Annotated in this window: 25 protein-coding genes; 23 read left to right on the forward strand and 2 right to left on the reverse strand. The window is 70.3% G+C overall.

What is annotated here, in order from left to right; all coding sequences use genetic code 11:
- The first annotated feature begins 18 nt into the window (after positions 1-18).
- The 3 genes from ACFYXH_RS34865 to nusB are packed head-to-tail and all read left to right on the forward strand — an operon-like array spanning position 19 to position 2183.
- On the forward strand, positions 19-1125 hold the full coding sequence (locus ACFYXH_RS34865; RefSeq protein ID WP_389571747.1) for an aminopeptidase P family protein: 1107 nt from the start codon (positions 19-21) through the stop codon (positions 1123-1125).
- A gap of 60 nt (positions 1126-1185) precedes the next feature.
- Entirely contained in the window at positions 1186-1752 is a 567-nt protein-coding gene (gene efp / locus ACFYXH_RS34870; protein ID WP_326648583.1) for an elongation factor P, read from the forward strand.
- Positions 1753-1754: 2 nt separating this feature from the next.
- Entirely contained in the window at positions 1755-2183 is a 429-nt protein-coding gene (nusB, locus tag ACFYXH_RS34875; RefSeq protein WP_327322285.1) for a transcription antitermination factor NusB, read from the forward strand.
- A 177-nt stretch (positions 2184-2360) separates the two neighbouring features.
- Here the strand turns inward: nusB and bldD are convergent, their stop codons facing one another.
- A complete protein-coding gene (bldD, locus tag ACFYXH_RS34880) occupies positions 2361-2861 on the reverse strand; it encodes a transcriptional regulator BldD (protein WP_030355502.1) in 501 nt (166 codons plus the stop codon).
- Between the two features lie 233 nt (positions 2862-3094).
- Between bldD and pyrR the strand changes: the two genes are divergently transcribed.
- The 14 genes from pyrR to ACFYXH_RS34950 all read left to right on the forward strand — a co-directional run bounded on the left by pyrR (position 3095) and on the right by ACFYXH_RS34950 (position 19798).
- Positions 3095-3673, forward strand: coding sequence for a bifunctional pyr operon transcriptional regulator/uracil phosphoribosyltransferase PyrR (gene pyrR, locus ACFYXH_RS34885; protein WP_327322284.1), 579 nt, complete (start codon positions 3095-3097; stop codon positions 3671-3673).
- A 144-nt stretch (positions 3674-3817) separates the two neighbouring features.
- A complete protein-coding gene (locus ACFYXH_RS34890; protein ID WP_389571752.1) occupies positions 3818-4804 on the forward strand; it encodes an aspartate carbamoyltransferase catalytic subunit in 987 nt (328 codons plus the stop codon).
- Between the two features lie 2 nt (positions 4805-4806).
- A complete protein-coding gene (locus ACFYXH_RS34895; RefSeq protein WP_389571753.1) occupies positions 4807-6093 on the forward strand; it encodes a dihydroorotase in 1287 nt (428 codons plus the stop codon).
- Positions 6090-6653: a hypothetical protein gene (locus tag ACFYXH_RS34900; RefSeq protein ID WP_389571756.1), complete on the forward strand. Its 564-nt coding sequence runs from the start codon at positions 6090-6092 to the stop codon at positions 6651-6653. The genes ACFYXH_RS34895 and ACFYXH_RS34900 overlap by 4 nt, the downstream gene beginning before the upstream one ends.
- Entirely contained in the window at positions 6650-7786 is a 1137-nt protein-coding gene (carA, locus tag ACFYXH_RS34905) for a glutamine-hydrolyzing carbamoyl-phosphate synthase small subunit (protein WP_389571759.1), read from the forward strand. Before ACFYXH_RS34900 ends, carA begins: the two co-directional genes overlap by 4 nt.
- Positions 7779-11087: a carbamoyl-phosphate synthase large subunit gene (gene carB / locus ACFYXH_RS34910; RefSeq protein ID WP_389571762.1), complete on the forward strand. Its 3309-nt coding sequence runs from the start codon at positions 7779-7781 to the stop codon at positions 11085-11087. The genes carA and carB overlap by 8 nt, the downstream gene beginning before the upstream one ends.
- 85 nt (positions 11088-11172) lie before the next feature.
- Entirely contained in the window at positions 11173-12282 is a 1110-nt protein-coding gene (locus tag ACFYXH_RS34915) for a quinone-dependent dihydroorotate dehydrogenase (protein ID WP_389571765.1), read from the forward strand.
- On the forward strand, positions 12279-13130 hold the full coding sequence (gene pyrF / locus ACFYXH_RS34920; protein WP_362679476.1) for an orotidine-5'-phosphate decarboxylase: 852 nt from the start codon (positions 12279-12281) through the stop codon (positions 13128-13130). Before ACFYXH_RS34915 ends, pyrF begins: the two co-directional genes overlap by 4 nt.
- Before the next feature lie 356 nt (positions 13131-13486).
- A complete protein-coding gene (locus ACFYXH_RS34925; RefSeq protein ID WP_005319887.1) occupies positions 13487-13810 on the forward strand; it encodes an integration host factor in 324 nt (107 codons plus the stop codon).
- A 38-nt stretch (positions 13811-13848) separates the two neighbouring features.
- On the forward strand, positions 13849-14421 hold the full coding sequence (gene gmk / locus ACFYXH_RS34930; RefSeq protein ID WP_385308495.1) for a guanylate kinase: 573 nt from the start codon (positions 13849-13851) through the stop codon (positions 14419-14421).
- Positions 14422-14507: 86 nt separating this feature from the next.
- Positions 14508-14780: a DNA-directed RNA polymerase subunit omega gene (gene rpoZ, locus ACFYXH_RS34935; protein WP_005319902.1), complete on the forward strand. Its 273-nt coding sequence runs from the start codon at positions 14508-14510 to the stop codon at positions 14778-14780.
- Positions 14781-14883: 103 nt separating this feature from the next.
- Positions 14884-16086, forward strand: a complete 1203-nt coding sequence (gene coaBC, locus ACFYXH_RS34940; RefSeq protein ID WP_385308667.1) for a bifunctional phosphopantothenoylcysteine decarboxylase/phosphopantothenate--cysteine ligase CoaBC — start codon at positions 14884-14886, stop codon at positions 16084-16086.
- A 241-nt stretch (positions 16087-16327) separates the two neighbouring features.
- Positions 16328-17536 (forward strand): methionine adenosyltransferase, encoded by a 1209-nt coding sequence (gene metK / locus ACFYXH_RS34945; RefSeq protein WP_327322275.1) that lies wholly within the window; start codon positions 16328-16330, stop codon positions 17534-17536.
- A gap of 117 nt (positions 17537-17653) precedes the next feature.
- Positions 17654-19798, forward strand: a complete 2145-nt coding sequence (locus ACFYXH_RS34950) for a primosomal protein N' (RefSeq protein ID WP_389571769.1) — start codon at positions 17654-17656, stop codon at positions 19796-19798.
- A gap of 95 nt (positions 19799-19893) precedes the next feature.
- Here ACFYXH_RS34950 and ACFYXH_RS34955 read toward each other — a convergent pair whose 3' ends face one another.
- Positions 19894-20430, reverse strand: a complete 537-nt coding sequence (locus ACFYXH_RS34955; protein ID WP_389571772.1) for a hypothetical protein — start codon at positions 20428-20430, stop codon at positions 19894-19896.
- 254 nt (positions 20431-20684) lie between these two features.
- Here ACFYXH_RS34955 and fmt point away from each other — a divergent pair, with 254 nt between their 5' ends.
- The 6 genes from fmt to ACFYXH_RS34985 all read left to right on the forward strand — a co-directional run bounded on the left by fmt (position 20685) and on the right by ACFYXH_RS34985 (position 25815).
- On the forward strand, positions 20685-21629 hold the full coding sequence (gene fmt / locus ACFYXH_RS34960; RefSeq protein ID WP_327322272.1) for a methionyl-tRNA formyltransferase: 945 nt from the start codon (positions 20685-20687) through the stop codon (positions 21627-21629).
- 56 nt (positions 21630-21685) lie between these two features.
- Positions 21686-23119: an RsmB/NOP family class I SAM-dependent RNA methyltransferase gene (locus ACFYXH_RS34965; RefSeq protein ID WP_389571773.1), complete on the forward strand. Its 1434-nt coding sequence runs from the start codon at positions 21686-21688 to the stop codon at positions 23117-23119.
- Positions 23120-23378: 259 nt separating this feature from the next.
- Complete coding sequence (locus tag ACFYXH_RS34970; protein WP_389571776.1) at positions 23379-23519, forward strand: hypothetical protein; 141 nt, start codon at positions 23379-23381, stop codon at positions 23517-23519.
- A 10-nt stretch (positions 23520-23529) separates the two neighbouring features.
- Entirely contained in the window at positions 23530-23718 is a 189-nt protein-coding gene (locus ACFYXH_RS34975) for a hypothetical protein (RefSeq protein ID WP_389571779.1), read from the forward strand.
- Positions 23719-24018: 300 nt separating this feature from the next.
- Entirely contained in the window at positions 24019-24705 is a 687-nt protein-coding gene (gene rpe, locus ACFYXH_RS34980; RefSeq protein WP_389571782.1) for a ribulose-phosphate 3-epimerase, read from the forward strand.
- A 75-nt stretch (positions 24706-24780) separates the two neighbouring features.
- Entirely contained in the window at positions 24781-25815 is a 1035-nt protein-coding gene (locus tag ACFYXH_RS34985) for a sugar-binding domain-containing protein (RefSeq protein WP_362679502.1), read from the forward strand.
- Positions 25816-25876 lie beyond the last annotated feature (61 nt).

Raw genomic sequence — 25876 nt, forward strand, 5'->3', positions numbered from 1 at the left:
CGCTCGTAGGCTCGTGACATGTCAGAGGTCTATGGGATCCGCCGCGGCAGGCTGCGCGACCGGTGCGCGGCGACCGGCAGCGCAGGGGCCCTGGTCTCCCGCCCCGCCAACGTCCGCTATCTCGCGGGCGGAGCGCCACCCGGCGCCGTACTGCTGGTCGGCCCGGGCGAAGACGTCCTGCTCTGCCCCCGTACGCCCACCGGCGATCCCGCCGACGGCCGTCCCGACGAACAACTGCGGCTGACCGTCCTGCCGACCTCGGCCGGCGACCCGGCGGTCGCGGCCGCAGAGCTGGCGAGGACGGTGGGGGTGGAGTCGCTCGCCGTCGAGGAACACCATCTGACCGTCGCCAGGCACCGGGCGGTGGGCTCGGTGGCACCCCGGCTGCGCCTCACCGACCTCGGTCTCGCCGTCGAGCAGCAGCGCCTCGTCAAGGACGAGGAGGAGATCGCCTGCCTGCGGATCGCGGCGGAGATCACCGACCAGGCCCTCGGCGAGCTGCTGGAGTCGATCCTGGTGGGCCGCACCGAGCGGCATCTCGCGCTGGAGCTGGAGCGCCGACTCGTCGACCACGGCGCCGACGGCCCCGCCTTCGCGACCTCGGTCGCCACCGGACCCAACTCCGGGCAAGGCGGCCACCGGCCCTCCGACCGCCGGGTCGAGGAGGGCGATTTCCTCTCCGTCTGCGTCGGCGCCAATTACCGCGGCTACCGGTGCGAGATCGGCCGTACGTTTGTGATCGGGACGACCCCGGCGGACTGGCAGATCGAGCTGTACGACCTTGTCTTCGCCGCTCAGCGGGCCGGCCGGGAGTCTCTCGTACCGGGCGCCGCCTACCGCGACGTGGACCATGCGACCCGGCAGATCCTGGACGCCGCGGGCCACGGAGAGGGCCTCGCGCCGCTCACCGGGCACGGTGTCGGGCTCGAAATCGACGAGGACCCGCAGCTGGCACCTGCGGCCATGGGTAAACTGGACGCTTGTGTGCCGGTCACCGTCGAACCGGGGGTCCACCTCCCGGGCCGGGGCGGTGTCCGGATCGATGACACGCTCGTCGTACGCCAGGAGGCGGACGGCGGACCCGAGCTACTCACCATCACGACCAAGGAGCTGCTCGCGCTCTAGCTTTGCTGCAGCGCGCTTCCTCGGTCGTCCACCAGCGTCAGTCCAGGAGATTCCGCAACCGTGGCTTCCACGAACGACCTCAAGAACGGCATGGTGCTCAAGCTCGACGGAGGCCAGCTCTGGTCCGTCGTCGAGTTCCAGCACGTCAAGCCCGGCAAGGGCCCTGCTTTCGTGCGCACCAAGCTCAAGAACGTGCTCTCCGGCAAGGTCGTCGACAAGACGTTCAACGCCGGCGTGAAGGTCGAGACGGCCACCGTCGACCGCCGCGACATGCAGTTCTCGTACATGGACGGCGAGTACTTCGTCTTCATGGACATGCAGACGTACGACCAGCTGATGGTCGACCGCAAGTCCGTCGGCGACGCCGCCAACTACCTGATCGAGGGCTTCACGGCCAGCGTCGCCACGCACGAGGGCGAGGTGCTCTACGTCGAGCTGCCGGCCGCCGTCGAGCTGGTCATCCAGCACACCGAGCCGGGCGTCCAGGGCGACCGCTCCACCGGCGGCTCCAAGCCGGCCACGCTGGAGACCGGTTTCGAGATCGGCGTCCCGCTCTTCATCACCACCGGTGAGAAGATCAAGGTCGACACCCGCTCCGGTGAGTACCTCGGCCGGGTGAACAGCTAACCGTGGCTGCCCGGAACAAGGCCCGTAAGCGCGCCTTCCAGATCCTCTTCGAGGCCGACCAGCGCGGTACCTCCGTGCAGACGGTCCTCGCGGACTGGGTGCGGCACGCGCGGACCGACGACCGGCAGCCGCCGGTCGGCGAATACACGATGGAGCTGGTCGAGGGGTACGCGGAGTACGCGGACCGGATCGACGACCTCATCGCCACCTACTCGGTCGGCTGGACGCTCGACCGGATGCCGGTCGTCGACCGGAACATCATCCGGCTCGGGGCGTACGAGCTGGTGTGGGTGGACGAGACTCCGGACGCGGTGGTGATCGACGAGGCGGTGCAACTCGCCAAGGAGTTCTCCACCGACGAGTCCCCGTCGTTCGTGAACGGCCTGCTGGGCCGCTTCAAGGACCTCAAGCCGAGCCTGCGCCGGGACTAGGGCGCGACCGGCTCCACCGGGCCCGTGGCGGAAGACGAACAGTCTTCCGCCACGGGCCCGGTGCATGTCCGGCTGCCGCGGCTGACGCCGGCCGGGGACCAACCCCCGAACGCACCGGAGGGCGAACCCGGAACAACCGGGTTCGCCCTCCGACGTGACGTTTCTCCTGAAGTGGCGTCAGCCTTCTTCATGCGCGACCGCGCGCCGCGCGTCCGCGTCGAGCACACCCCAGCTGATGAGCTGCTCGGTCAGGACCGACGGCGACTGGTCGTAGATGACGGCGAGGGTGCGCAGGTCGTCCTGGCGGATCGACAGCACCTTGCCGTTGTAGTCGCCGCGCTGGGACTGGATCGTGGCGGCGTACCGCTGGAGAGGGCCGGCCTTCTCCTGCGGGACGTGGGCCAGGCGCTCCAGATCCAGGACGAGCTTCGGCGGCGGCTCGGCGGCCCCGCCCGGCGTGGTGCCAGGAAGCAGTTCCTGCACCGGGACGCCGTAGAAGTCCGCCAGCTCGGCAAGACGCTGCACGGTCACGGCACGGTCGCCACGCTCGTACGAGCCGACCACGACGGCCTTCCAGCGGCCCTGGGACTTCTCTTCCACGCCGTGGAGGGAAAGCCCCTGCTGGGTGCGGATGGCGCGGAGCTTGGCCCCGAGCTGTTTTGCGTATTCGCTGGACATATAGCTCCCCGGACACTGTGTCGACGTGCGGCTCCGCCGCGCGGCTGGTCACTCACTGTGAGGTTACGCAGCGTTACTTGGACTCGTCAAGCCGAATGGTCCGTAGCGGGTGCTGCCGGCGCCGGGACGAGGGGCGGGAGCCGGGGCCGCGCAAGGCCCTGGTACCGTTGATGGCGTAATTCCGACGTCCTTTAAGATCCGTCCCGTGAGGCGGAGAAGGAGGTCCGTTTCATATGGACTCGCACGACAGTTCCGATGTGGCACGCCCCGTTCTCGAGGCTCCCGACATCGCGCGGGTACTGACCCGCATCGCCCACGAGATCGTCGAACGCGCGAAAGGCGCCGACGACGTGGTGCTTCTCGGCATTCCGACCCGCGGTGTGTTCCTTGCCCGCCGGCTGGCCGACAAGCTCGAAGAGATCACCGGCCGAAAGATTCCGGTCGGCTCCCTCGACATCACCATGTACCGCGACGATCTGCGTATGCGGCCCGCCCGCACGCTGGCGCGCACCGAGATCCCCGGTGACGGCGTCGACGGCCGGCTGGTCGTCCTCGTCGACGACGTGCTCTTCTCCGGCCGCACCATCCGCGCCGCGCTCGACGCACTGGGCGACATCGGCCGACCGCGCGCCGTACAGCTCGCGGTCCTGGTCGACCGCGGCCACCGCGAACTCCCCATCCGCGCCGACTATGTCGGCAAGAACCTCCCCACGTCGCTGCGGGAGACGGTCAAGGTTCAGCTCGCCGAGGAGGACGGTCGCGACACCGTGCTGCTCGGTGTGCGCGAGACCGCCCCGGCCGGCGAGCAGTAGCACCCTCCGTACGCCCTTCGAACCCTCGTACGGACGTGCTAGCCGCGCGCCCGCATGCCGCTGTGCTGTCCGGGGCCGCATACCGATGGCGGCTCCGCCGCAGGCCTCCGGACCCACGACTTCCAGACAACGGAGCACACCCAGATGAAGCGTCACCTCATCTCGGCCGCCGACCTCACCCGCGACGACGCCGTTCTCATCCTCGACACCGCCGAGGAGATGGCCCGGGTCGCGGACCGGCCGATCAAGAAGCTGCCGACCCTGCGCGGCCGTACCGTCGTCAACCTCTTCTTCGAGGACTCGACCCGGACCCGGATCTCCTTCGAGGCTGCCGCCAAGCGGCTCTCCGCCGACGTGATCAACTTCTCCGCCAAGGGATCCTCGGTCTCCAAGGGCGAGTCCCTCAAGGACACCGCGCTGACCCTGGAGGCGATGGGAGCGGACGCCGTCGTCATCCGGCACGGCGCCTCCGGAGCCCCCTACCGGCTCGCCACCTCCGGCTGGATCGACGGCGCGGTCGTCAACGCCGGCGACGGCACCCACGAGCACCCCACCCAGGCGCTGCTCGACGCCTTCACCATGCGCCGCCGCCTGGTCGGCGCGGATGCCGGGATAGGGCGTGACCTCACAGGACGTCGCATCACGATCGTCGGCGACGTGCTGCACAGCCGGGTGGCCCGCTCCAACGTCCTGCTGCTGAACACCCTCGGCGCCCAGGTCACCCTCGTTGCCCCGCCCACCCTGGTGCCGATCGGTGTCGAAAACTGGCCGTGCGAGGTCTCGTACGACCTGGACGAGGTGCTGCCGAAGTCCGACGCCGTGATGATGCTGCGTGTGCAGCGCGAGCGCATGAACGCCGCCTTCTTCCCGACCGAGCGCGAATACTCACGCCGCTACGGCCTGGACGGCGACCGCATGGCCCGGATGCCCGAGCACGCCATCGTGATGCACCCCGGACCGATGAACCGCGGCATGGAGATCACGGCGCAGGTCGCCGACTCCGACCGCTGCACGGCCGTCGAGCAGGTCGCCAACGGCGTCTCGACCCGCATGGCCGTCCTGTATCTGCTTCTGGGCGGCAATGAGCCCGCCGTCAGCCCCACCCACGCGCGCACCGAGGAGAGCAAGTAACCATGAGCAAGATTCTTATCCGTGGCGCGAAGGTGCTGGGCGGCGAGGCGCAGGACGTCCTGATCGACGGCGAGACCATCGCACAGGTCGGCACCGGGCTGAGCGCGGACGACGCGACCGTCGTCGAGGCCGAGGGGCAGATCCTGCTGCCGGGCCTCGTCGACCTGCACACCCATCTGCGTGAGCCGGGCCGTGAGGACTCCGAGACCGTCCTCACCGGCACCAAGGCGGCCGCTGTCGGCGGATTCACCGCCGTGCACGCCATGGCCAACACCTTCCCGGTCGCCGATACCGCCGGCGTCGTCGAGCAGGTCTACCGCCTCGGCAAGGAGTCCGGCTATTGCGACGTGCAGCCCATCGGCGCCGTCACCGTCGGCCTCGAGGGCAAGAAGCTCGCCGAACTCGGCGCGATGCACGACTCCGCCGCCGGCGTGAGGGTCTTCTCCGACGACGGCAAGTGCGTCGACGACGCGGTGATCATGCGCCGCGCGCTGGAGTACGTGAAGGCCTTCGACGGCGTCGTGGCCCAGCACGCCCAGGAGCCCCGTCTCACCGAGGGCGCCCAGATGAACGAGGGCATCGTCTCCGCCGAGCTCGGCCTCGGCGGCTGGCCGGCCGTCGCCGAGGAGTCGATCATCGCCCGCGATGTCCTCCTCGCCGCCCACGTCGGCTCCCGGGTGCACATCTGCCACCTCTCCACGGCCGGCTCCGTCGAGATCGTCCGCTGGGCCAAGTCCAAGGGCTGGAACGTCACCGCCGAGGTGACCCCGCACCACCTGCTGCTCACGGACGAGCTCGTACGCTCGTACAACCCCGTCTACAAGGTGAACCCGCCGCTGCGCACCGAGACCGATGTGCTGGCGCTGCGCGAGGCTCTCGCCGACGGCACCATCGACTGCGTCGCCACCGACCACGCCCCGCACCCGCACGAGGACAAGGACTGCGAGTGGGCCGCGGCCGCCATGGGCATGGTGGGCCTGGAGACCGCGCTCTCCGTCGTCCAGCAGACGATGGTCGACACCGGCCTCATCGACTGGGCCGGTGTCGCGGACCGGATGTCCTTCCGGCCCGCGCAGATCGGCCGGCTGGAGGGCCACGGAAGGCCCGTCTCGGCAGGTGAGCCCGCGAACCTCACGCTCGTCGATCCGGCATACCGTGGAGTGGTGGACCCCGCGGGCTTCGCATCCCGCAGCCGCAACACCCCCTACGAGGGGCGTGAGCTGCCGGGACGCGTCACCCACACCTTCCTGCGGGGCCGGGCAACGGTCGTGGACGGGGAGCTGGCGTGACAACTCTGATCGACATCGCCGCCGAGCAGAAGTCGGCGGAGGTCACCGACTGGGCGGCCCGCATCGGCTGGGTCGTCGGACTGCTGCTCTTCATCGCCTTCGTCTACTGGCTGATGCGCCAGGGATGGAAGTGGCGCGGCAGCCTCCAGTCCGACCTCCCCGAGCTGCTCGCCGCGCCCGACGCGCCCGGCGAGGCGAAACTTGAACTGACCGGCCGCTACCACGGCTCCACGACCGCCGGACAGTGGCTCGACCGGATCGTGGCCCACGGCCTGGGCACCCGCAGCCGCGTGGAGCTCACGCTCACCGACGCGGGCCTGGACGTCGTACGCCCCGGTGCGACCGACTTCTTCATCCCGGCAGCGCAGCTGCGTGAGGCCAGGCTCGACAAGGGCATCGCCGGCAAGGTCCTCGCCGAGGGCGGACTCCTGGTCGTCACCTGGGCGCACGGCGACAAGCTGATCGACTCCGGGTTCCGCGCCGACCACGCGGCCGAGCACGCCGCCTGGGTCGAATCCATCAACAGCATGATCAACACGACGGAAGGCACCGCACGATGACGATCTCCACCCGGGGAGCCGCCAAGGCTCCCGCCGTACTCGTCCTGGAGGACGGCCGCACGTTCCGCGGCCGCGCCTACGGGGCCGTGGGGGAGACCTTCGGCGAGGCGGTGTTCAACACCGGCATGACCGGCTACCAGGAGACCCTCACCGACCCGTCGTACCACCGCCAGGTCGTTGTGATGACCGCCCCGCACGTCGGCAACACCGGCGTCAACGACGAGGACGACGAGTCGCAGCGGATCTGGGTCGCGGGCTATGTCGTACGTGACCCCGCGCGCGTGCCCTCCAACTGGCGCTCCCAGCGCTCCCTGGACGACCAGCTCGTCGCCCAGGGCGTGGTCGGCATCAGCGGCATCGACACCCGCGCGCTCACCCGCCATCTGCGCGAGCGCGGCGCGATGCGCGTCGGCATCTTCTCGGGTGACTCTCTCGCCGACGAGGCCACACTGCTGGCCCGGGTGCAGGAAGCCCCCCAGATGAAGGGCGCGAACCTTTCCGCCGAGGTCGCGACGGAGCGGACGTACGTCGTCCCGGCGATCGGCACCAAGAAGTTCACCGTCGCCGCCATAGACCTCGGCATCAAGGGCATGACCCCGCACCGCATGGCCGAGCGCGGCATCGAGGTGCACGTCCTGCCCGCCACCGCCACGGTCGAGGACGTGTACGCGGTCAACCCCGACGGCGTGTTCCTCTCCAACGGCCCCGGCGACCCCGCCACCGCCGATCTGACCGTCGTCAAGGGCGTCCTCGAGCGCAAGACGCCGCTCTTCGGCATCTGCTTCGGCAACCAGCTGCTCGGCCGCTCGCTCGGCTTCGGCACGTACAAGCTGAAGTACGGCCACCGGGGCATCAACCAGCCCGTCCAGGACCGCTCCACCGGCAAGGTCGAGGTCACCGCGCACAACCACGGATTCGCCGTCGACGCGCCGCTCGACAAGATCTCCGACACCCCCTACGGCCGCGCCGAGGTCTCCCACGTCTGCCTCAACGACAACGTGGTCGAAGGCCTGCAACTGCTCGACCAGCCGGCCTTCAGCGTCCAGTACCACCCCGAAGCGGCCGCGGGCCCGCACGACGCCGCGTACCTCTTCGACCGCTTCGTATCCCTGATGGAGGGCCAGCGTGCCTAAGCGCTCCGATATCCAGTCCGTCCTGGTCATCGGCTCCGGCCCGATCGTCATCGGTCAGGCCGCCGAGTTCGACTACTCCGGCACCCAGGCCTGCCGCGTCCTCAAGTCCGAGGGCCTGCGGGTCATCCTGGTGAACTCCAACCCGGCGACGATCATGACCGACCCGGAGATCGCCGACGCCACCTACGTCGAGCCGATCACCCCGGAGTTCGTCGAAAAGATCATCGCCAAGGAGCGCCCCGACGCGCTGCTGCCCACCCTCGGTGGCCAGACCGCGCTCAACACCGCGATCTCCATGCATGAGCAGGGTGTGCTGGAGAAGTACGGCGTCGAGCTCATCGGCGCCAATGTCGAGGCGATCAACAAGGGCGAGGACCGCGAGCTGTTCAAGGGCGTCGTCGAGGCCGTCAACGCCAAGATCGGCCACGGCGAGTCCGCCCGCTCGGTCATCTGCCACTCCATGGACGATGTGCTGAAGGGCGTCGGGACGCTCGGTGGCTACCCCGTCGTCGTCCGCCCCTCGTTCACGATGGGCGGCGCCGGTTCCGGCTTCGCGCACAACGAGGACGAGCTGCGCCGTATCGCCGGTCAGGGCCTCACGCTCTCGCCGACCACCGAGGTGCTCCTGGAGGAGTCCATCCTCGGCTGGAAGGAGTACGAGCTGGAGCTGATGCGCGACAAGCACGACAATGTCGTGGTCGTCTGCTCCATCGAGAACTTCGACCCGATGGGCGTGCACACCGGCGACTCGATCACCGTCGCCCCGGCGATGACGCTGACCGACCGCGAGTACCAGCGGCTGCGCGACGTCGGTATCGCGATCATCCGCGAGGTCGGCGTCGACACCGGCGGCTGCAATATCCAGTTCGCCGTCAACCCCGACGACGGCCGGATCATCGTCATCGAGATGAACCCGCGTGTCTCCCGCTCCTCGGCGCTCGCCTCCAAGGCCACCGGCTTCCCGATCGCCAAGATCGCCGCCCGTCTCGCCGTCGGCTACACGCTCGACGAGATCCCCAACGACATCACCGAGAAGACGCCGGCGTCCTTCGAGCCCACTCTCGACTACGTCGTCGTCAAGGTGCCGCGCTTCGCCTTCGAGAAGTTCCCGTCCGCCGACGCCACCCTCACCACCACCATGAAGTCGGTGGGCGAGGCCATGGCGATCGGCCGGAACTTCACCGAGGCGCTCAACAAGGCGCTGCGCTCGCTGGAGAAGAAGGGCTCGCAGTTCTCCTTCACCGGTGAGCCGGGCGACAAGGCGCAGCTGCTGCTCACCGCCAAGGTCCCCACCGACGGCCGGATCAACACCGTCATGCAGGCCATCCGCGCGGGCGCCACGCCCGAGGAGGTCTTCGAGGCGACGAAGATCGACCCGTGGTTCGTCGACCAGCTCTTCCTGATCAAGGAGTACGCGGACGAGCTCACCGCCGCCGAGAAGCTCGACCCCGAGCTGCTCGCCGACGCCAAGCGGCACGGTTTCTCCGACGCCCAGATCGCCGAGATCCGCGGGCTGCGCGAGGACGTCGTCCGCGAGGTCCGGCATGCGCTCGGCATCCGCCCGGTCTACAAGACGGTCGACACCTGCGCCGCCGAATTCGCCGCCAAAACGCCGTACTTCTACTCCTCGTACGACGAGGAGAGCGAAGTCGCGCCGCGCGAGAAGCCCGCAGTGATCATCCTCGGCTCGGGGCCGAACCGTATCGGCCAGGGCATCGAGTTCGACTACTCCTGTGTCCACGCCTCCTTCGCGCTGAGCGACGCCGGCTACGAGACCGTGATGGTTAACTGCAACCCCGAGACCGTCTCCACCGACTACGACACCTCCGACCGGCTCTACTTCGAGCCGCTCACCCTGGAGGACGTCCTGGAGATCGTGCACGCGGAGTCCCAGGCGGGGCCGATCGCGGGCGTCATCGTCCAGCTCGGCGGCCAGACCCCGCTGGGTCTCGCGCAGGCGCTCAAGGACAACGGCGTGCCGGTCGTGGGCACCTCGCCCGAGGCGATCCACGCCGCCGAGGACCGCGGCGCCTTCGGCCGCGTACTTGCCGAGGCCGGCCTCCCGGCTCCCAAGCACGGCACCGCGACGACCTTCGCCGGCGCCAAGGCCATCGCCGACGAGATCGGATACCCCGTCCTCGTACGCCCGTCGTACGTGCTGGGCGGGCGCGGTATGGAGATCGTGTACGAAGAGGCCCGCCTCGAGTCGTACATCGCCGAGTCCACCGAGATCAGCCCCACCCGTCCCGTCCTGGTGGACCGCTTCCTCGACGACGCGATCGAGATCGACGTCGACGCGCTCTACGACGGCACCGAGCTCTACCTCGGCGGCGTGATGGAGCACATCGAGGAGGCCGGAATCCACTCCGGCGACTCGGCGTGCGCGCTGCCCCCGATCACGCTCGGCGGCTTCGACATCAAGCGGCTGCGGGCCTCGACCGAGGCCATCGCCAAGGGCGTCGGCGTCCGCGGACTGATCAACATCCAGTTCGCGATGGCCGGCGACATCCTGTACGTCCTCGAGGCCAACCCGCGTGCCTCGCGCACCGTCCCCTTCACCTCGAAGGCGACCGCAGTGCCGCTGGCGAAGGCCGCAGCCCGTATCTCGCTCGGCGCGACCATCGCCGAACTGCGCACGGAGGGCCTGCTGCCCGCGAACGGCGACGGCGGCACGCTCCCGATGGACGCGCCGATCTCCGTCAAGGAGGCCGTGATGCCGTGGTCGCGCTTCCGCGACATCCACGGCCGCGGCGTCGACACCGTCCTCGGCCCGGAGATGCGCTCCACCGGCGAGGTCATGGGCATCGACTCGGTCTTCGGCACCGCCTATGCCAAGTCGCAGGCCGGCGCCTACGGCCCGCTGCCCACCAAGGGCCGCGCCTTCATCTCCGTCGCCAACCGCGACAAGCGCTCGATGATCTTCCCGGCGCGTGAGCTGGTCGCCCACGGCTTCGAGCTGCTTGCCACATCCGGCACGGCCGAGGTGCTCAAGCGCAACGGCATCAACGCCACCATCGTGCGCAAGCAGAGCGAGGGCGAGGGCCCGAACGGCGAGCGGACCATCGTCCAGCTGATCCACGACGGCGATGTCGACCTCATCGTCAACACCCCGTACGGCACCGGCGGCCGCCTCGACGGCTACGAGATCCGTACGGCGGCCGTGGCGCGCTCCGTGCCGTGCCTGACGACGGTCCAGGCGCTCGCCGCCGCCGTCCAGGGCATCGACGCGCTCAACCGCGGTGATGTGGGCGTCCGTTCACTCCAGGAACACGCGGAACACCTGATCGCGGCCCGCGACTAGCAATCGGGGAGGGGACACCGGAAACGGTGTCCCCTCTCGGGGATCTGGGGGTGTCCCCCAGAAAACACAGCGTGAGGACGCCTTCATGTACAAGTTCTTCTTCAACCTGGTCTTCAAGCGGATGGACCCGGAGGAGGCCCACTACCTGGCCTTCCGCTGGATCCGCCTCGCGGTCCGCATCCCCGTACTGCGTACGTTCGTCGCCGCGGCTCTCGCGCCCCGCTACAAGGAGCTGCGCACCGAGGCGCTCGGCCTGCGGATGCACGGTCCCTTCGGCCTCGCCGCAGGCTTCGACAAGAACGCCGTCGCCATCGACGGAATGTCGATGCTCGGCTTCGACCACATCGAGATCGGCACGGTCACCGCACAGCCGCAGCCCGGCAATCCCAAGAAGCGGCTCTTCCGGCTCGTACCGGACCGTGCGCTGATCAACCGCATGGGCTTCAACAACGAGGGCTCGGCGGCCGTGGCGGAGCGCCTGGGCGCCCGCAAGGCGGTCTTCGCGACCACGGTCGGCGTCAACATCGGCAAGACCAAGGTCGTGCCGGAGGCGGAGGCCGTGGGCGACTACGTCACCTCCACCGAGCGACTCGCGCGCCACGCCGACTACCTGGTCGTCAACGTCTCGTCGCCGAACACGCCCGGTCTGCGCAACCTCCAGGCGACCGAGTCGCTGCGCCCGCTGCTCACCGCCGTGCGAGAGGCCGCCGACCGGAGTGTGCAGGACCGCCGCGTCCCGCTGCTCGTCAAGATCGCGCCGGACCTCGCGGACGAGGACGTCGACGCGGTCGCGGACCTCGCCCTCGAGCTGGGCCTCGACGGCATCATCGCCACCAACACGACGATCGCGCGGGACGGCCTGGGCCTGAAGTCCGACCCGGACCTGGTCAAGGAGACGGGTGGCCTGTCCGGCGCGCCCGTGAAGGACCGCTCGCTGGAGGTCCTGCGGCGGCTGTACGCGCGCGTGGGCGACCGGATCACGCTCGTGGGCGTCGGGGGCATCGAGAACGCCGAGGACGCCTGGCAGCGGATCCTGGCGGGCGCCACGCTGGTCCAGGGCTACAGCGCGTTCATCTACGAGGGTCCTTTCTACGCCCGCGCCATCCACAAGGGCCTGGCGGCGCGGCTCGCGGCCGGCCCGTACGAGACGCTCGCCGATGCTGTCGGCGCCGAGACCCGAAAGGCCACCGCATGACCCCCCTCCAGACCACGGCGCCCTTCGGCGCACGCCTGCGCCACGCCATGGACACCCGTGGACCGCTCTGCGTCGGCATCGACCCGCACGCGTCCCTGCTGACCGCGTGGGGCCTGAACGACGACATCGCCGGCCTGGAGCGCTTCACGCGCACGGTCGTGGAGGCACTGGCCGACCGGGTCGCCGTGCTCAAGCCGCAGTCGGCGTTCTTCGAGCGCTTCGGCTCTCGGGGCATCGCCGTACTGGAGAAGGCGGTGGAGGAGGCGCGTGCGGCGGGTGCGCTGGTCCTGATGGACGCCAAACGCGGCGACATCGGCTCGACGATGGGCGCGTACGCGGCGACCTACCTCGACAAGGACTCGCCGCTCTTCTCGGACGCGGTGACCGTCTCCCCGTATCTCGGCTTCGGCTCGCTGCGCCCGGCGCTGGACGCGGCCGCTGTGTCGGGTGCGGGCGTCTTCGTGCTGGCCCTCACCTCCAACCCGGAGGGCGCGGAGGTCCAGCGCTCCACGACCGCGGACGGCCGCTCCCTGGCCCAGCTGATGCTCGACCACATGGCGGCCGAGAACGCGGGCGCCGAGCCGCTCGGCTCGGTCGGCGCGGTGGTCGGCGCGACGCTGGGCGACGCCGGTGTGAACCTCGACATCAACGGCCCGCTGCTCGCCCCCGGCATCGGGGCTCAGGGCGCGACGCCCGCGGACCTTCCGGGTGTCTTCGGGGCGGCGGTCGGCAATGTGGTCCCGAGCGTGAGTCGTGGCGTGCTGCGGCACGGCCCGGATGTGGCGGCCCTGCGTGAGTCGGCGACGCGCTTCGCGGACGAGGTGCGGTCGGCGGTCGCCGGGGCCTGAGCCTGGGCCTCGGGGCGCGGGGGTGCTGTTCGATGCGGGCGCAGGCGCGACCACAGCTGCGGTCGCAGGTGGGGCAGAGACCCTGCCTGGGCAGCTTGGGAAACCTCCGCGGCCGGCCCAATGACAGAATCTCGGCCCAAAAGTCGGTCGTTTCGCCAGAAATGTCCCAGTCGGTCGATGCTGACCAGGACTTTTCGTCTGTTCTCGCTGACTGGAGCGGTCCTGGCCGCTAGTCTCCGTCGAAGAGTAAACGTGCAGCGCAGGTGCATTGCGTTGCTCGTTGCTCGCCTGGTGTGGGGCGACTAGCTTCCTCACCGGTCCGTATCCGACAGTTCGACATCCGAGGTGACGTAGGCGTGGCTCTTCCGCCCCTTACCCCTGAACAGCGCGCAGCCGCGCTCGAAAAGGCCGCCGCGGCTCGCCGGGAGCGGGCCGAGGTCAAGAATCGACTCAAGCACTCCGGCGCCTCGCTCCACGAGGTCATCAAGCAGGGCCAGGAGAACGACGTCATCGGCAAGATGAAGGTCTCCGCTCTTCTTGAGTCCCTGCCGGGCGTGGGCAAGGTCCGCGCCAAGCAGATCATGGAGCGGCTCGGCATCTCCGAGAGCCGCCGCGTGCGCGGTCTCGGCTCCAACCAGATCGCGTCACTTGAGCGCGAGTTCGGCGGCGGTGCCGCCTGACGTTCTCGGGCACTCCCGGGAACCTGGATAATCGCTGCATGGCAGCAGAGGTACGTCCGCGGCTGACCGTGCTCTCCGGCCCCTCCGGGGTCGGTAAGAGCACGGTCGTCGCCCATATGCGCAAGGTCCACCCCGAGGTATGGCTCTCGGTGTCGGCCACCACAAGAAAGCCGCGCCCCGGCGAGCGCCACGGCGTTCAGTACTTCTTCGTCACCGACGAAGAGTTCGACAAGCTGATCGCCAATGGCGAGCTGCTGGAATGGGCCGAGTTCGCGGGCAATCGCTACGGCACACCGCGCCGTGCGGTCCTCGAACGCCTGGAGGCGGGCGAGCCCGTGCTGCTGGAGATCGATCTCCAGGGCGCACGGCAGGTCAAGGAGTCCATGCCGGACTCGCAGCTGGTCTTCCTGGCCCCGCCGAGCTGGGAGGAACTGGTCCGTCGGCTCACCGGCCGCGGCACCGAGTCTCCCGAGGTGATCGAGCGCCGGCTGGCGGCCGCGAAGGTCGAGCTGGCCGCCGAGTCGGAGTTCGATATCACGCTGGTCAATACCTCCGTCGAGGACGTGGCCCGTGAGCTGCTAGCCTTGATGCAGCTGTCTCCTGGGGACTGAAACATCAGCGGCTGACACCGTGGGCCCCCGGACCCCAGTGTTTGATCTTTGTCCGAACATTTTGCACGTTCTTCGGAAGGCTTAGCGTGTCCTCTTCCATCACTGCGCCCGAGGGCATCATCAACCCGCCGATCGACGAGCTGCTCGAGGCCACTGACTCGAAGTACAGCCTCGTGATCTACGCGGCCAAGCGCGCGCGCCAGATCAACGCGTACTACTCGCAGCTCGGTGAGGGTCTGCTCGAGTACGTCGGTCCGCTGGTGGACACCCACGTCCACGAGAAGCCGCTCTCGATCGCCCTGCGTGAGATCAACGCGGGTCTGCTGACCTCGGAGGCCATTGAGGGCCCGGCTCAGTAGGCACATTCTGTTCCTTCACCACAGGCCCGGCGGAGCATCCGCCGGGCCTGTGGTGTGTCATGGGAAGGTACGCATCCGAATGCGGGGAGACGCAGCAGTGTCACTGGACAAGCCGAAGGTCGTTCTGGGGGTCAGCGGAGGCATCGCCGCGTACAAGGCGTGCGAGCTGCTGCGGAGGCTGACCGAGTCGGGTCACGACGTACGGGTGGTGCCGACCGCGTCGGCACTGCACTTCGTCGGCGCGGCGACCTGGTCGGCGCTCTCCGGCCACCCCGTCTCGACCGAGGTCTGGTCCGACGTCCACGAGGTGCCGCACGTACGGATCGGACAGGACGCCGATCTGGTCGTCGTCGCGCCCGCCACCGCCGACATGCTCGCCAAGGCGGCCCACGGCCTCGCAGACGACCTGCTCACCAATACGCTCCTGACCGCCCGCTGTCCGGTGGTCTTCGCGCCCGCGATGCACACCGAGATGTGGGAGCACCAGGCCACCCAGGAGAATGTGGCGACGCTGCGCCGCCGTGGAGCCGTTGTGATCGAGCCGGCCGTGGGGCGGCTCACCGGTGTGGACACCGGCAAGGGCCGGCTTCCGGATCCGGGCGAGATCTTCGAGGTCTGCCGCCGGGTGCTCGCCCGCGGTGTCGCCGCGCCGGATCTTGCCGGCCGCCATGTCGTCGTCAGCGCGGGCGGCACGCGCGAGCCGCTCGACCCGGTCCGCTACCTGGGGAACCGCTCCTCCGGCAAGCAGGGGTACGCCCTGGCGCGCACCGCGGCGGCCCGCGGCGCCAGGGTCACGCTCATCGAGGCGAACACCGGGATACCGGACCCTGCGGGCGTCGACGTGGTCCACGTCGGCACGGCGGTCCAGCTGCGCGAGGCCGTGCTCAAGGCGGCGGCGGCCGCCGATGCCGTGGTGATGGCCGCGGCCGTCGCGGACTTCCGCCCCGTCGCGTACGCCGAAGGCAAGATCAAGAAGAAGGACGGCCAGGAGCCCGCGCCCATCGCACTGGTCCGCAACCCGGACATACTCGCGGAGATCTCCACCGAACGGGCCCGCCCCGCCCAGGTCATCGTCGGCTTCGCCGCGGAGACCGACGACGTCCTCGCCAACGGCCGCGACAAGCTGCGCCGCAAGGGCTGCGACCTGCTCGTGGTCAATGAGGTGGGGGAGCGCAAGACCTTCGGCTCCGAGGAGAACGAAGCCGTGGTGCTCGCCGCGGACGGCGGCGAGACGCCGGTGCCTCACGGACCCAAGGAATCTCTCGCGGACACCGTGTGGGACCTTGTTGTCCCGCGACTCGGGTGAATTCTTGGATTCGCCCAGTGGATGTATGAAACCCCACGAAAACCGGCGAAACGCTCGTGGATTGGGGCCGATCGGCCTACAGTTTTCAGTCGCGTCACAGGTCACAGAGCTCCCACGGAGCGAGACGGGTGGTCCGGCGGGGGAGGGCGACCGATAAACTGCTCGTGGAACGTCGCGGGGCGCAGCCCCCGGCCGGTCCAAAAATGATCAGCCAGCAGCCGCTGCAACCCCAGGGAGCGATGTGTCCCGCCGTCTCTTCACCTCGGAGTCCGTGACCGAGGGTCACCCCGACAAGATCGCTGACCAGATCAGCGACACCATTCTCGACGCCCTTCTGCAGGAGGACCCGACCTCCCGCGTTGCCGTGGAGACCTTGATCACCACCGGTCTGGTGCATGTGGCCGGCGAGGTGACCACCAAGGCGTACGCCGACATCCCCACGCTCGTGCGGAACAAGATCCTTGAGATCGGTTACGACTCCTCGAAGAAGGGCTTCGACGGCGCGTCCTGCGGCGTCTCGGTCTCCATCGGCGCGCAGTCGCCGGACATCGCGCAGGGCGTCGACACCGCGTACGAGAAGCGCGTCGAGGGCGACGAGGACGAGCTCGACAAGCAGGGCGCCGGCGACCAGGGCCTGATGTTCGGCTACGCCTGCGACGAGACGCCCGCGTTGATGCCGCTGCCGATCCACCTGGCGCACCGGCTCTCCCGCCGCCTCTCCGAGGTCCGCAAGAACGGGACCATCCCCTACCTGCGCCCCGACGGCAAGACCCAGGTCACCATCGAGTACGACGGTGACAAGGCCGCGCGTCTGGACACTGTGGTCGTCTCCTCGCAGCACGCGTCCGACATCGACCTGGACTCGCTGCTCGCCCCCGACATCCGCGAGTTCGTCGTCGAGCATGTGCTGAAGCAGCTCGTCGAGGACGGCATCAAACTGGACACCGACGGCTACCGGCTGCTGGTCAACCCGACGGGCCGGTTCGAGATCGGTGGCCCGATGGGCGACGCCGGCCTCACCGGCCGGAAGATCATCATCGACACCTACGGCGGCATGGCCCGCCACGGCGGCGGCGCGTTCTCGGGCAAGGACCCGTCGAAGGTGGACCGCTCGGCCGCGTACGCGATGCGCTGGGTCGCCAAGAACGTGGTGGCCGCCGGCCTCGCGGCGCGCTGCGAAGTCCAGGTCGCGTACGCCATCGGCAAGGCCGAGCCGGTCGGACTCTTCGTCGAGACCTTCGGCACGGCCACGCTCGAGGTCGACAAGATCGAGCAGGCCATCGCCGAGGTCTTCGACCTCCGCCCGGCCGCCATCATCCGCGACCTGGACCTGCTGCGCCCGATCTACGCGCAGACCGCGGCGTACGGCCACTTCGGCCGCGAACTCGCGGACTTCACGTGGGAGCGCACGGACCGCGTGGACGCGCTGCGCAAGGCCGCGGGGCTGTAAGGCTCCGTAAGCCACAACGCCCGTGTGACGGCCCCGGACCGCAATGGTCCGGGGCCGTCGCGCGTACCGGGGTTCGGGCGGGTGGCCGTGTCAGTGGCGTCTGGTAGGAATTTGGCTGTGAGCAGCGACAACAAGCAGCCCGAAGAGCCCGCCGCCGGTGGGCCGGAGCAGCTTGCGCTCATCCGGGAGACCGTGCGCAAGGCCAAGGTGCCCAAGGCCAAGCCGCGGACCTGGCGTGGGGCCGTGCTGGCCAAGGAGCTGCCCGTGGCGCGGGTCATGGTCAACAAGGGCGTGCTCCATCTCGACCAGTACTTCGACTACGCCGTGCCCGAGGAGCTGGACGCGGACGCGCAGCCCGGAGTGCGGGTGAGGGTGCGGTTCGGGGCCGGGGCGCACCGGGTGCGTGAAGGCCGGCGTGAAGGCGGCGGGCTGATCGACGGGTTTCTCATCGAGCGGCGCGCGGAGTCCGACTACGCGGGAGCGCTCGCGGCGCTCGCCTACGTGGTCTCTCCCGAGCCGGTGCTCAGCCCCGAGATGCTTGCCCTCGCGCGCGCGGTCGCCGATCGGTACGCCGGGAGTCTGGCGGATGTGCTGCAGCTCGCTGTCCCGCCCAGGAACGGGCGGGCCGAGTCGAAGCCCTCGCCGGAGCCGCTGCCGCCGCCGGCCGCGCCGGAGGCAGGGAGCTGGGGGCGGTACGGGCGTGGGGCGGCCTTTCTGGAGGCGCTCGCGAGTGGTGGCGCGCCGCGGGCCGTGTGGACCGCGCTCCCCGGGCCGCAGTGGCCGGACGAGCTGGCGCGGGCCGTCGCGGCAACGCTGGCCTCCGGGCGGGGCGCGCTGGTGGTCGTGCCCGACGGGCGGCGCGCGGCGCGGGTCGATACCGCGCTGACCGCGCTGCTGGGGGAGGGGCGGCATGCTGTGCTGACCGCCGAGTCCGGGCCCGAGAAGCGGTACCGGCAGTGGCTCGCCGTGCGCCGGGGGTCGGTGCGGGCCGTCGTAGGCACCCGGGCCGCGATGTTCGCTCCCGTCCAGGATCTCGGCCTCGTCGCGATCTGGGACGACGGCGACTCGAGCCACAGCGATGAGAACGCACCGTTCCCGCATGTGCGCGAGGTGCTCGAGCTGCGGGCCACGCACGACTCGTGCGGCTTCCTGCTGGGGAGTACGAGCTGCACGGTGGAGGCCGCCCAGCTGGTGGCGAGCGGGTGGGCCCTGCCGCTGATCGCCGACCGGGAGCAGGTGCGCAGCGCCGCGCCCTTGGTGCGTACCGTCGGGGACGGCGAGCTGGCGCGCGACGAGGCGGCGCGGGCGGCGCGGCTGCCCAGTCTGGCCTGGCGGACCGTTCGGGACGGGCTGAAGAGCGGGCCGGTGCTGGTGCAGGTGCCGAGGCGGGGCTATGTGCCGAGGCTGGCGTGCGAGCGATGCCGGACGCCCGCCCGGTGCCGGCACTGCTCAGGACCCCTGGAAGCGCCGGACGCGCACGATCTGAAGTGCGGCTGGTGCGGGCGCGGTGCGCCGGACTGGCACTGCGTCGCGTGCGGGAGTACGAAGCTGCGCGCCCAGATCGTCGGCGCACGGCGTACGGCGGAGGAGCTCGGCCGGGCCTTCCCCGCCGTCCAGGTACGTACATCGGGCCGGGACCATGTGCTGGACACCGTGCCGGGGCGCCCCGCGCTGGTGGTGAGCACGCCCGGCGCGGAGCCCGTCGCGGACGGCGGATACGCGGCGGCGCTGCTGCTCGACGGATGGGCGATGCTCGGACGGCCCGATCTACGGGCGGGCGAGGATGCGCTGCGGCGCTGGATGGACGCCGCCTCGCTGGTGCGCGGGCAGAGCGAGGGCGGCACGGTGGTGATCGTCGCCGAGCCGACGCTGCGGCCCGTGCAGGCGCTGGTGCGCTGGGACCCGGTGGGACACGCGCAGCGCGAGCTCGGCGAGCGGGCCGAGCTGGGATTCCCGCCGGTGTCGCGGATGGCCGCGGTGACTGGCCCGGGGGAGGCGATCGCCGCCTTCGTGGCGACGGCCGAGCTGCCGGGCGACGCCGAGGTGCTTGGCCCTGTCCCGGTGCCGGCCACCGACCCCGGCAGGCCCCGCAGGCCGGGCGATCCCCCGCTGGGTGAGGTGTGGGAGCGGGTGCTGCTGAGGGTTCCGCCGGGCAGCGGTTCGGCGCTCGCTGCCGCACTGAAGACCGCACAGGCGGCCAGGACGGCACGCGGCGGCGGCGAGCCGGTACGGATCAGAATCGACCCGCCGGACATCGGCTGAGACTGACGGCGGGAAGTCCCCGACAACGGGGGCAGGGCCCTGTACAAGAAGCGGCTGCCCCCGCCCCGAAGGGGGCAGGGGCAGCCGGCGGAAGGTCAGCCGTTGCGCGGGCCGGGGAAGGCGCTCGGGCGGGCCTCCTCACAGAGGGATTGGCTGCTGACCGTCGGCTGCGGCGGCATCGCACGGGCGGCGGGCACGGCAGGCAGTCCCGGGCCGACCGCCAGGGCGCGGGTGGTGGCCGTCTCCGCGCCGTGGTCCAGATCGGCCGGACCCGCCTGCTGCGCGGCCCGCCGCGCGCCGTAACGGCGGTGCACCGCCTGCTTGGTGACCCCGAGTGCCGAGCCCACCGCGTCCCACGAGAAGCCCAGCGAACGGTCGAAGTCCACCGCGGCGGTCACCAGAGTCTCGACGCTGTCCCGCAGCTCCTGTGCGAGACGGACGGTCGGAGCCGGGGCCCTGCCGTAGACGACAAAGCCCGTGGAAGGGCCTGAGCGGCGCGGGCGGTAGACATTGCCCAGCTGGGCGGTGAGCGTGCGCAGAGCATCCACCTGCCGGCGGACCCGCTCGATGTCCCGCACCAACAGATGCAGGCTTGCCCGGGCTTGGGCGTCGTGGGTTGCGTGGTCGGCCATGGACAAGCCTCTCGAACCGGCGTTGAAAAGGGGTCGGGCAGCATCGTGGCGGCCCGCTTTCGGTCAATCTCTCTTGACCAACGCTCAACCCGGCGATGTGGTCACGCTGCGGGGGCGTATGCGTATGTGCGCGGGGCGCACAGTCCTCCGTACGCCCCCTGCTGCCCCGCGCATAGACTGGTGCGCTGCTCGTCACCGCACCGCATGCACGCCAGTTACCTGCACGTACCAGCCTGAGAGGCAGTCAGCCACCGATGAAGCTCGTCTTCGCAGGCACCCCCGAGGTCGCCGTACCCGCCCTGGACGCACTGATCGCCTCCGACCGGCATGAAGTGGCCGCCGTCGTCACCAGGCCGGACGCTCCCGCCGGGCGCGGCCGCCATCTGGTCGCCAGCCCGGTCGCCCAGCGTGCCGAGGAGGCCGGGATCGAGGTGCTCAAGCCGGTCAAGCCGCGGGACGAGGAGTTCCTGGCGCGGCTGCGCGAGATCGCGCCCGACTGCTGCCCGGTCGTCGCCTACGGTGCGCTGCTGCCGAAGGTGGCGCTGGACGTGCCGGCCCGTGGCTGGGTCAATCTGCACTTCTCGCTGCTGCCTGCCTGGCGTGGCGCCGCACCCGTCCAGCACGCCATCATCGCCGGTGACGAGGTGACCGGCGCCTCGACCTTCCTGATCGAGGAAGGGCTGGACTCGGGCCCGGTCTACGGGGTGATCACCGAGCAGGTGCGGTCCACCGACACCAGCGGCGATCTGCTCACCCGGCTCGCTTTTGCCGGCGCCGGGCTGCTTGTCGCGACCATGGACGGCATCGAGGACGGCAACCTGCAGGCCGTGCCGCAGCCGGCCGAGGGCATCTCGCTCGCGCCGAAGATCAACGTCGAGGACGCCCACCTGGACTGGACGGCTCCGGCGCTCCGCCTCGACCGCCTCGTACGCGGCTGCACGCCCGCTCCCGGTGCCTGGACGGTCTTCCGCGGCGAGCGGCTCAAGCTGATCCAGGCGGCGCTGCTGCCCGACCGCACGGACCTCGCGCCCGGACAGCTCTCGGCCGGCAAGAACAATGTGTACGTCGGCACCGGATCGCACGCCCTCGAGCTGCTCTGGGTCCAGCCGCAGGGCAAGAAGCCGATGCGGGCCGCCGACTGGGCGCGCGGGGTGCGGATCGCCCCGGGCGAGCGGGTGGGAGCCGCGGACGTAGGCTGAGGGGGTTCGACCCTTTCAGCTGAGAGGGGTTCGACCCTTTCAATCGCGGAGCACCTTTGAACGAGCAGGCACATCGCCGTCCCCCGAAGCCGTACCGCCGCCCCAAGAAGGATCCAGTGCGGATCCTCGCCTACGAGGCGCTGCGGGCCGTCGACGAGCGGGACGCGTACGCGAATCTCGTCCTGCCGCCCATGCTCAAGAAGGCCAGGGAGAAGGACGATTTCGACGGGCGCGACGCGGCGCTCGCCACTGAGCTCGTGTACGGGACGCTGCGCCGCCAGGGTACGTACGACGCGATCATCGCGAGCTGCATCGACCGGCCGTTGCGTGAGGTCGACCCGCCGGTGCTCGATGTGCTCGCGCTCGGTGCGCACCAGCTGCTCGGGACGCGGATCCCCTCGCATGCCGCGGTCTCGGCGAGCGTGGAGCTGGCCCGGGTGGTGCTCGGCGACGGGCGGGCGAAGTTCGTCAACGCAGTACTGCGGAAGATCGCCCAGGACGACCTCGACGCCTGGCTGGAGCGGGTCGCGCCGCCGTACGACAAGGACGCCGAGGATCATCTGGCGGTGGTGCACTCGCATCCGCAGTGGATCGTCTCCGCGCTGTGGGACTCACTCGGCGGCGGGCGCGCCGGGATCGAGGACCTGCTGGAGGCCGACAACGAGCGGCCCGAGGTGACGCTCGTCGCCCGGCCAGGACGTTCCACGGCCGATGAGCTGCTCGAGGCGCTGGGGGAGGAGTCGGGGCTGCCGGGACGCTGGTCGCCGTACGCCGTGCGGCTGGCCGAGGGCGGCGAGCCCGGCGCCATTGAGGCTGTACGCGAGGGGCGGGCCGGAGTCCAGGACGAGGGCAGCCAGCTTGTCGCGATCGCCCTGGCCAACGCGCCGCTGGACGGTCCCGACGAGCGCTGGCTCGACGGCTGCGCGGGACCCGGCGGCAAGGCGGCGCTGCTGGCCGCGCTCGCCGCGCAGCGGGGTGCGTCGCTGCTGGCTTCCGAGAAGCAGCCGCACCGGGCCCGGCTGGTGGAGCGGGCGCTGGCCGGCAACCCCGGCCCGTACCAGGTCATCACGGCCGACGGCACCCGGCCGCCGTGGCTGCCCGGCTCGTTCGACCGCGTACTGATGGACGTGCCGTGCACCGGACTCGGCGCGCTGCGGCGCAGGCCCGAAGCCCGCTGGCGCAGACGCCCCGAGGACCTCGAGGGCTTCGCGCCGCTCCAACGTGCGCTGCTGCGCGAGGCGTTGAGTGCCGTACGGGTCGGGGGAGTGGTCGGATACGCGACCTGCTCGCCGCATCTCGCGGAGACCCGGGTGGTCGTGGACGACGTGCTCAGGGGCCGAGGGGGCCCGGCCGTGGAAGCCGAACTGCTCGACGCGCGGCCTCTGATGCCGGGTGTTCCCGCGCTGGGCGAGGGACCCGACGTACAGCTGTGGCCCCATCTGCACGGCACGGACGCGATGTATCTCGCGCTGCTGCGCCGTACGGCCTGAGGCGTACAGCCGGAGGTGTACTTCAATTCGCTGCCTTACGGACGCGAACAAGGTCCGAAATTCCTCTCGGTGCGTGACTTCTCGTTACGATGAACCGTATGTTTCAGGCCACATCCGAGTGGCTGGATTAGCGAGGGTCGGGTTTTGTGGCCGCCCGCCCGATTGCGGGACGAGCAGCCTCAAGATTGCTCCCGAGGCGAAGTCCGGCACGCGAGCCATCGCCGCCACAAATCCGGCTGCCGCCCAGGCTGCGGCCAACGTGTGTGGCACCGGATGCACGATCTACTACGCCGAACGCCTGCCGGGCGAGCGGCGTTGGGGCACTCTGTTCATCCACACGAAGCCGGGTGCGGCCAACAACCAGCCCGTGTGTTCCATCCTGGACAACAACACGAGCTAGGGCCAAGTACATGAAGCTCAAGCTGTGTTCGAACGTCATCGCCGACGGATGCACCCAGGACTCGGGCACTTTCACCCAGTACGCGGGCCCCGTCTACCAGAAGCGGGGAGAGTGCGGGGAGGCCACAGCGATCATGAAGACCTCTTCCGGTGCGTCGACCGCACTCATTGACGCCGTCCGCGGCGCGACCGCCTGCTGACGGCGTTTCCTGCGCCAGTCCGACGCGGCGCTCTCCCGGTCCGCACTCTTCCGCGGCCGGGAGCACCGCCCTCCCGCCGTCCTGCCGATGGCCTGTGGTGCGTCGGTGATGATCACCAGGGGTCGCCGCTGCCCGCCGTGCCCGTCCCTTGTGTGCGTCCGCCATGACGCCCCCAATTGCCCCTGGTGCCGGGCCGAATCGCCGGGATTGCGCGGACTGTGCTGATCCGGGGAGCCTCTGGTCCATACCGGGAGCCCTACCGGGGAGGGGAAGCGCCCCGGAACGTGGCAGGCTTGGCCCATGGCCGTTCAGATCAGTCCCAGCATCCTCTCCGCCGACTTCTCGCGCCTGGCGGAGGAGGCCAGAGCCGTCGAGGGCGCCGACTGGCTCCATGTCGATGTCATGGACAACCACTTCGTGCCCAACCTCACCCTGGGCGTGCCGGTCGTGGAATCCCTCAGCCGCGCGACGGATACCCCGCTGGACTGCCATCTGATGATCGAGGACCCCGATCGGTGGGCCCCGCAGTACGTCGAAGCGGGGGCCGGATCCGTCACCTTCCATGTCGAGGCAGCCGCCGCTCCGGTACGGCTGGCGCGCGAGATCCGGGCCAAGGGTGCCCGCGCGTCGATGGCGCTCAAGCCCGCCACCCCCATCGAGCCGTACGAGGACCTGCTCCCCGAGCTCGACATGCTGCTGATCATGACCGTGGAGCCAGGCTTCGGCGGCCAGGCCTTTCTGGACATCATGCTGCCCAAGATCCGCCGCACCCGGGAGCTGATCTCCAAGCACGGCCTCGAGCTGTGGCTGCAGGTCGACGGCGGGGTTTCGGAGGCGACGATCGAGCGCTGCGCCGAGGCGGGCGCGGACGTTTTCGTCGCCGGTTCTGCGGTGTACGGGGCGCAGGACCCGGCGCAGGCGGTGCGGGAACTGCGCGGCAAGGCGCAGCAGACCATCACCTCGGCGGCCTGGGCTTGCAACCACTGAGCCACAAGCAAGTGAACTCGGCCCATCAGGGCCGATCAAGGACCGGCGGATCTGACAGGATGACGGATCCGGAGTGTGTACAGCAGTGAGGAGATCGCGGTGTCGACGGGCCGGTCAGCCATGCGGATGGGACCCGCGGAGCTGGTGCAGGCGGCGGCCATGGCCCGCCGCTTCTATCTCGAGGGCAAATCCAAGATCCAGATCGCGGAGGAGTTCGGCGTCAGCCGCTTCAAGGTCGCGCGGGTTCTGGAGACGGCGCTCGAGCGTGATCTCGTACGGATCGAGATCCGCGTACCCGCCGAGCTGGACGCAGAGCGCTCCGACGCGCTCCGCGCCCGCTACGGCCTGCGGCACGCGGTCGTGGTGGAGTCCCCGGCGGAGGGCGAGGACGAGTCGCCCGACCCGGAGAACCTGGGCGAGGTGGCCGCCGACCTGCTCGGCGAGCTGGTGAACGAGGGCGATGTGCTGGGTCTGGCCTGGGGCCGGTCCACCATCCATATGGCGGCCGCGCTCGACCGGCTGCCGCCGTGCACGGTCGTCCAGCTGACGGGCGTGTACGACGCCGGGACCGCCGAGCGCGGCTCCGTCGAGGCGGTACGGCGTGCCGCGCAGGTCTCCGGCGGCGAGGCCCACCCCATCTATGCCCCGATGCTGCTGCCCGACCCGGCGACCGCCGCGGCGCTGCGCAACCAGACCGGGATCGCCCGCGCCTTCGAGTACTTCGACAAGGTCACCGTCGCCGCGGTCTCCATCGGCTCCTGGGAGCCGGGTATCTCGACCGTGCACGACATGCTCACCGACGAGGAGCGCGCGCACTACGCCTCGCTCGGCGTCGCCGCCGAGATGTCCGCCCACCTCTTCGACGCGGAGGGCCGTCGGGTCGGCCGCGACCTGGGCGAGCGGTGCATCACGGTCGAGGCCGACCGGCTGCGCCGTATCCCCGAGGTGGTGGCGATCGCGGGCGGCCAGCGCAAGGCGGAGGCGATCGCTGCCGTGCTGCGCTCCGGCCTGGTCACCAGCCTGGTGACGGACACGGCGGCAGCCGACCAGCTGCTGATGGCCCCGCCCGGACCGCGGCCCGCACTCGACCGGGCCGACCCGGACGACTGACGGGACGGTTCGCAGGACGACTGCCGGCCCGCCGTCGGGGGCCGGCAGCCCGAGTCACGGC

The organism is Streptomyces sp. NPDC002730, from assembly GCF_042888805.1.
Classification (GTDB): domain Bacteria; phylum Actinomycetota; class Actinomycetes; order Streptomycetales; family Streptomycetaceae; genus Streptomyces.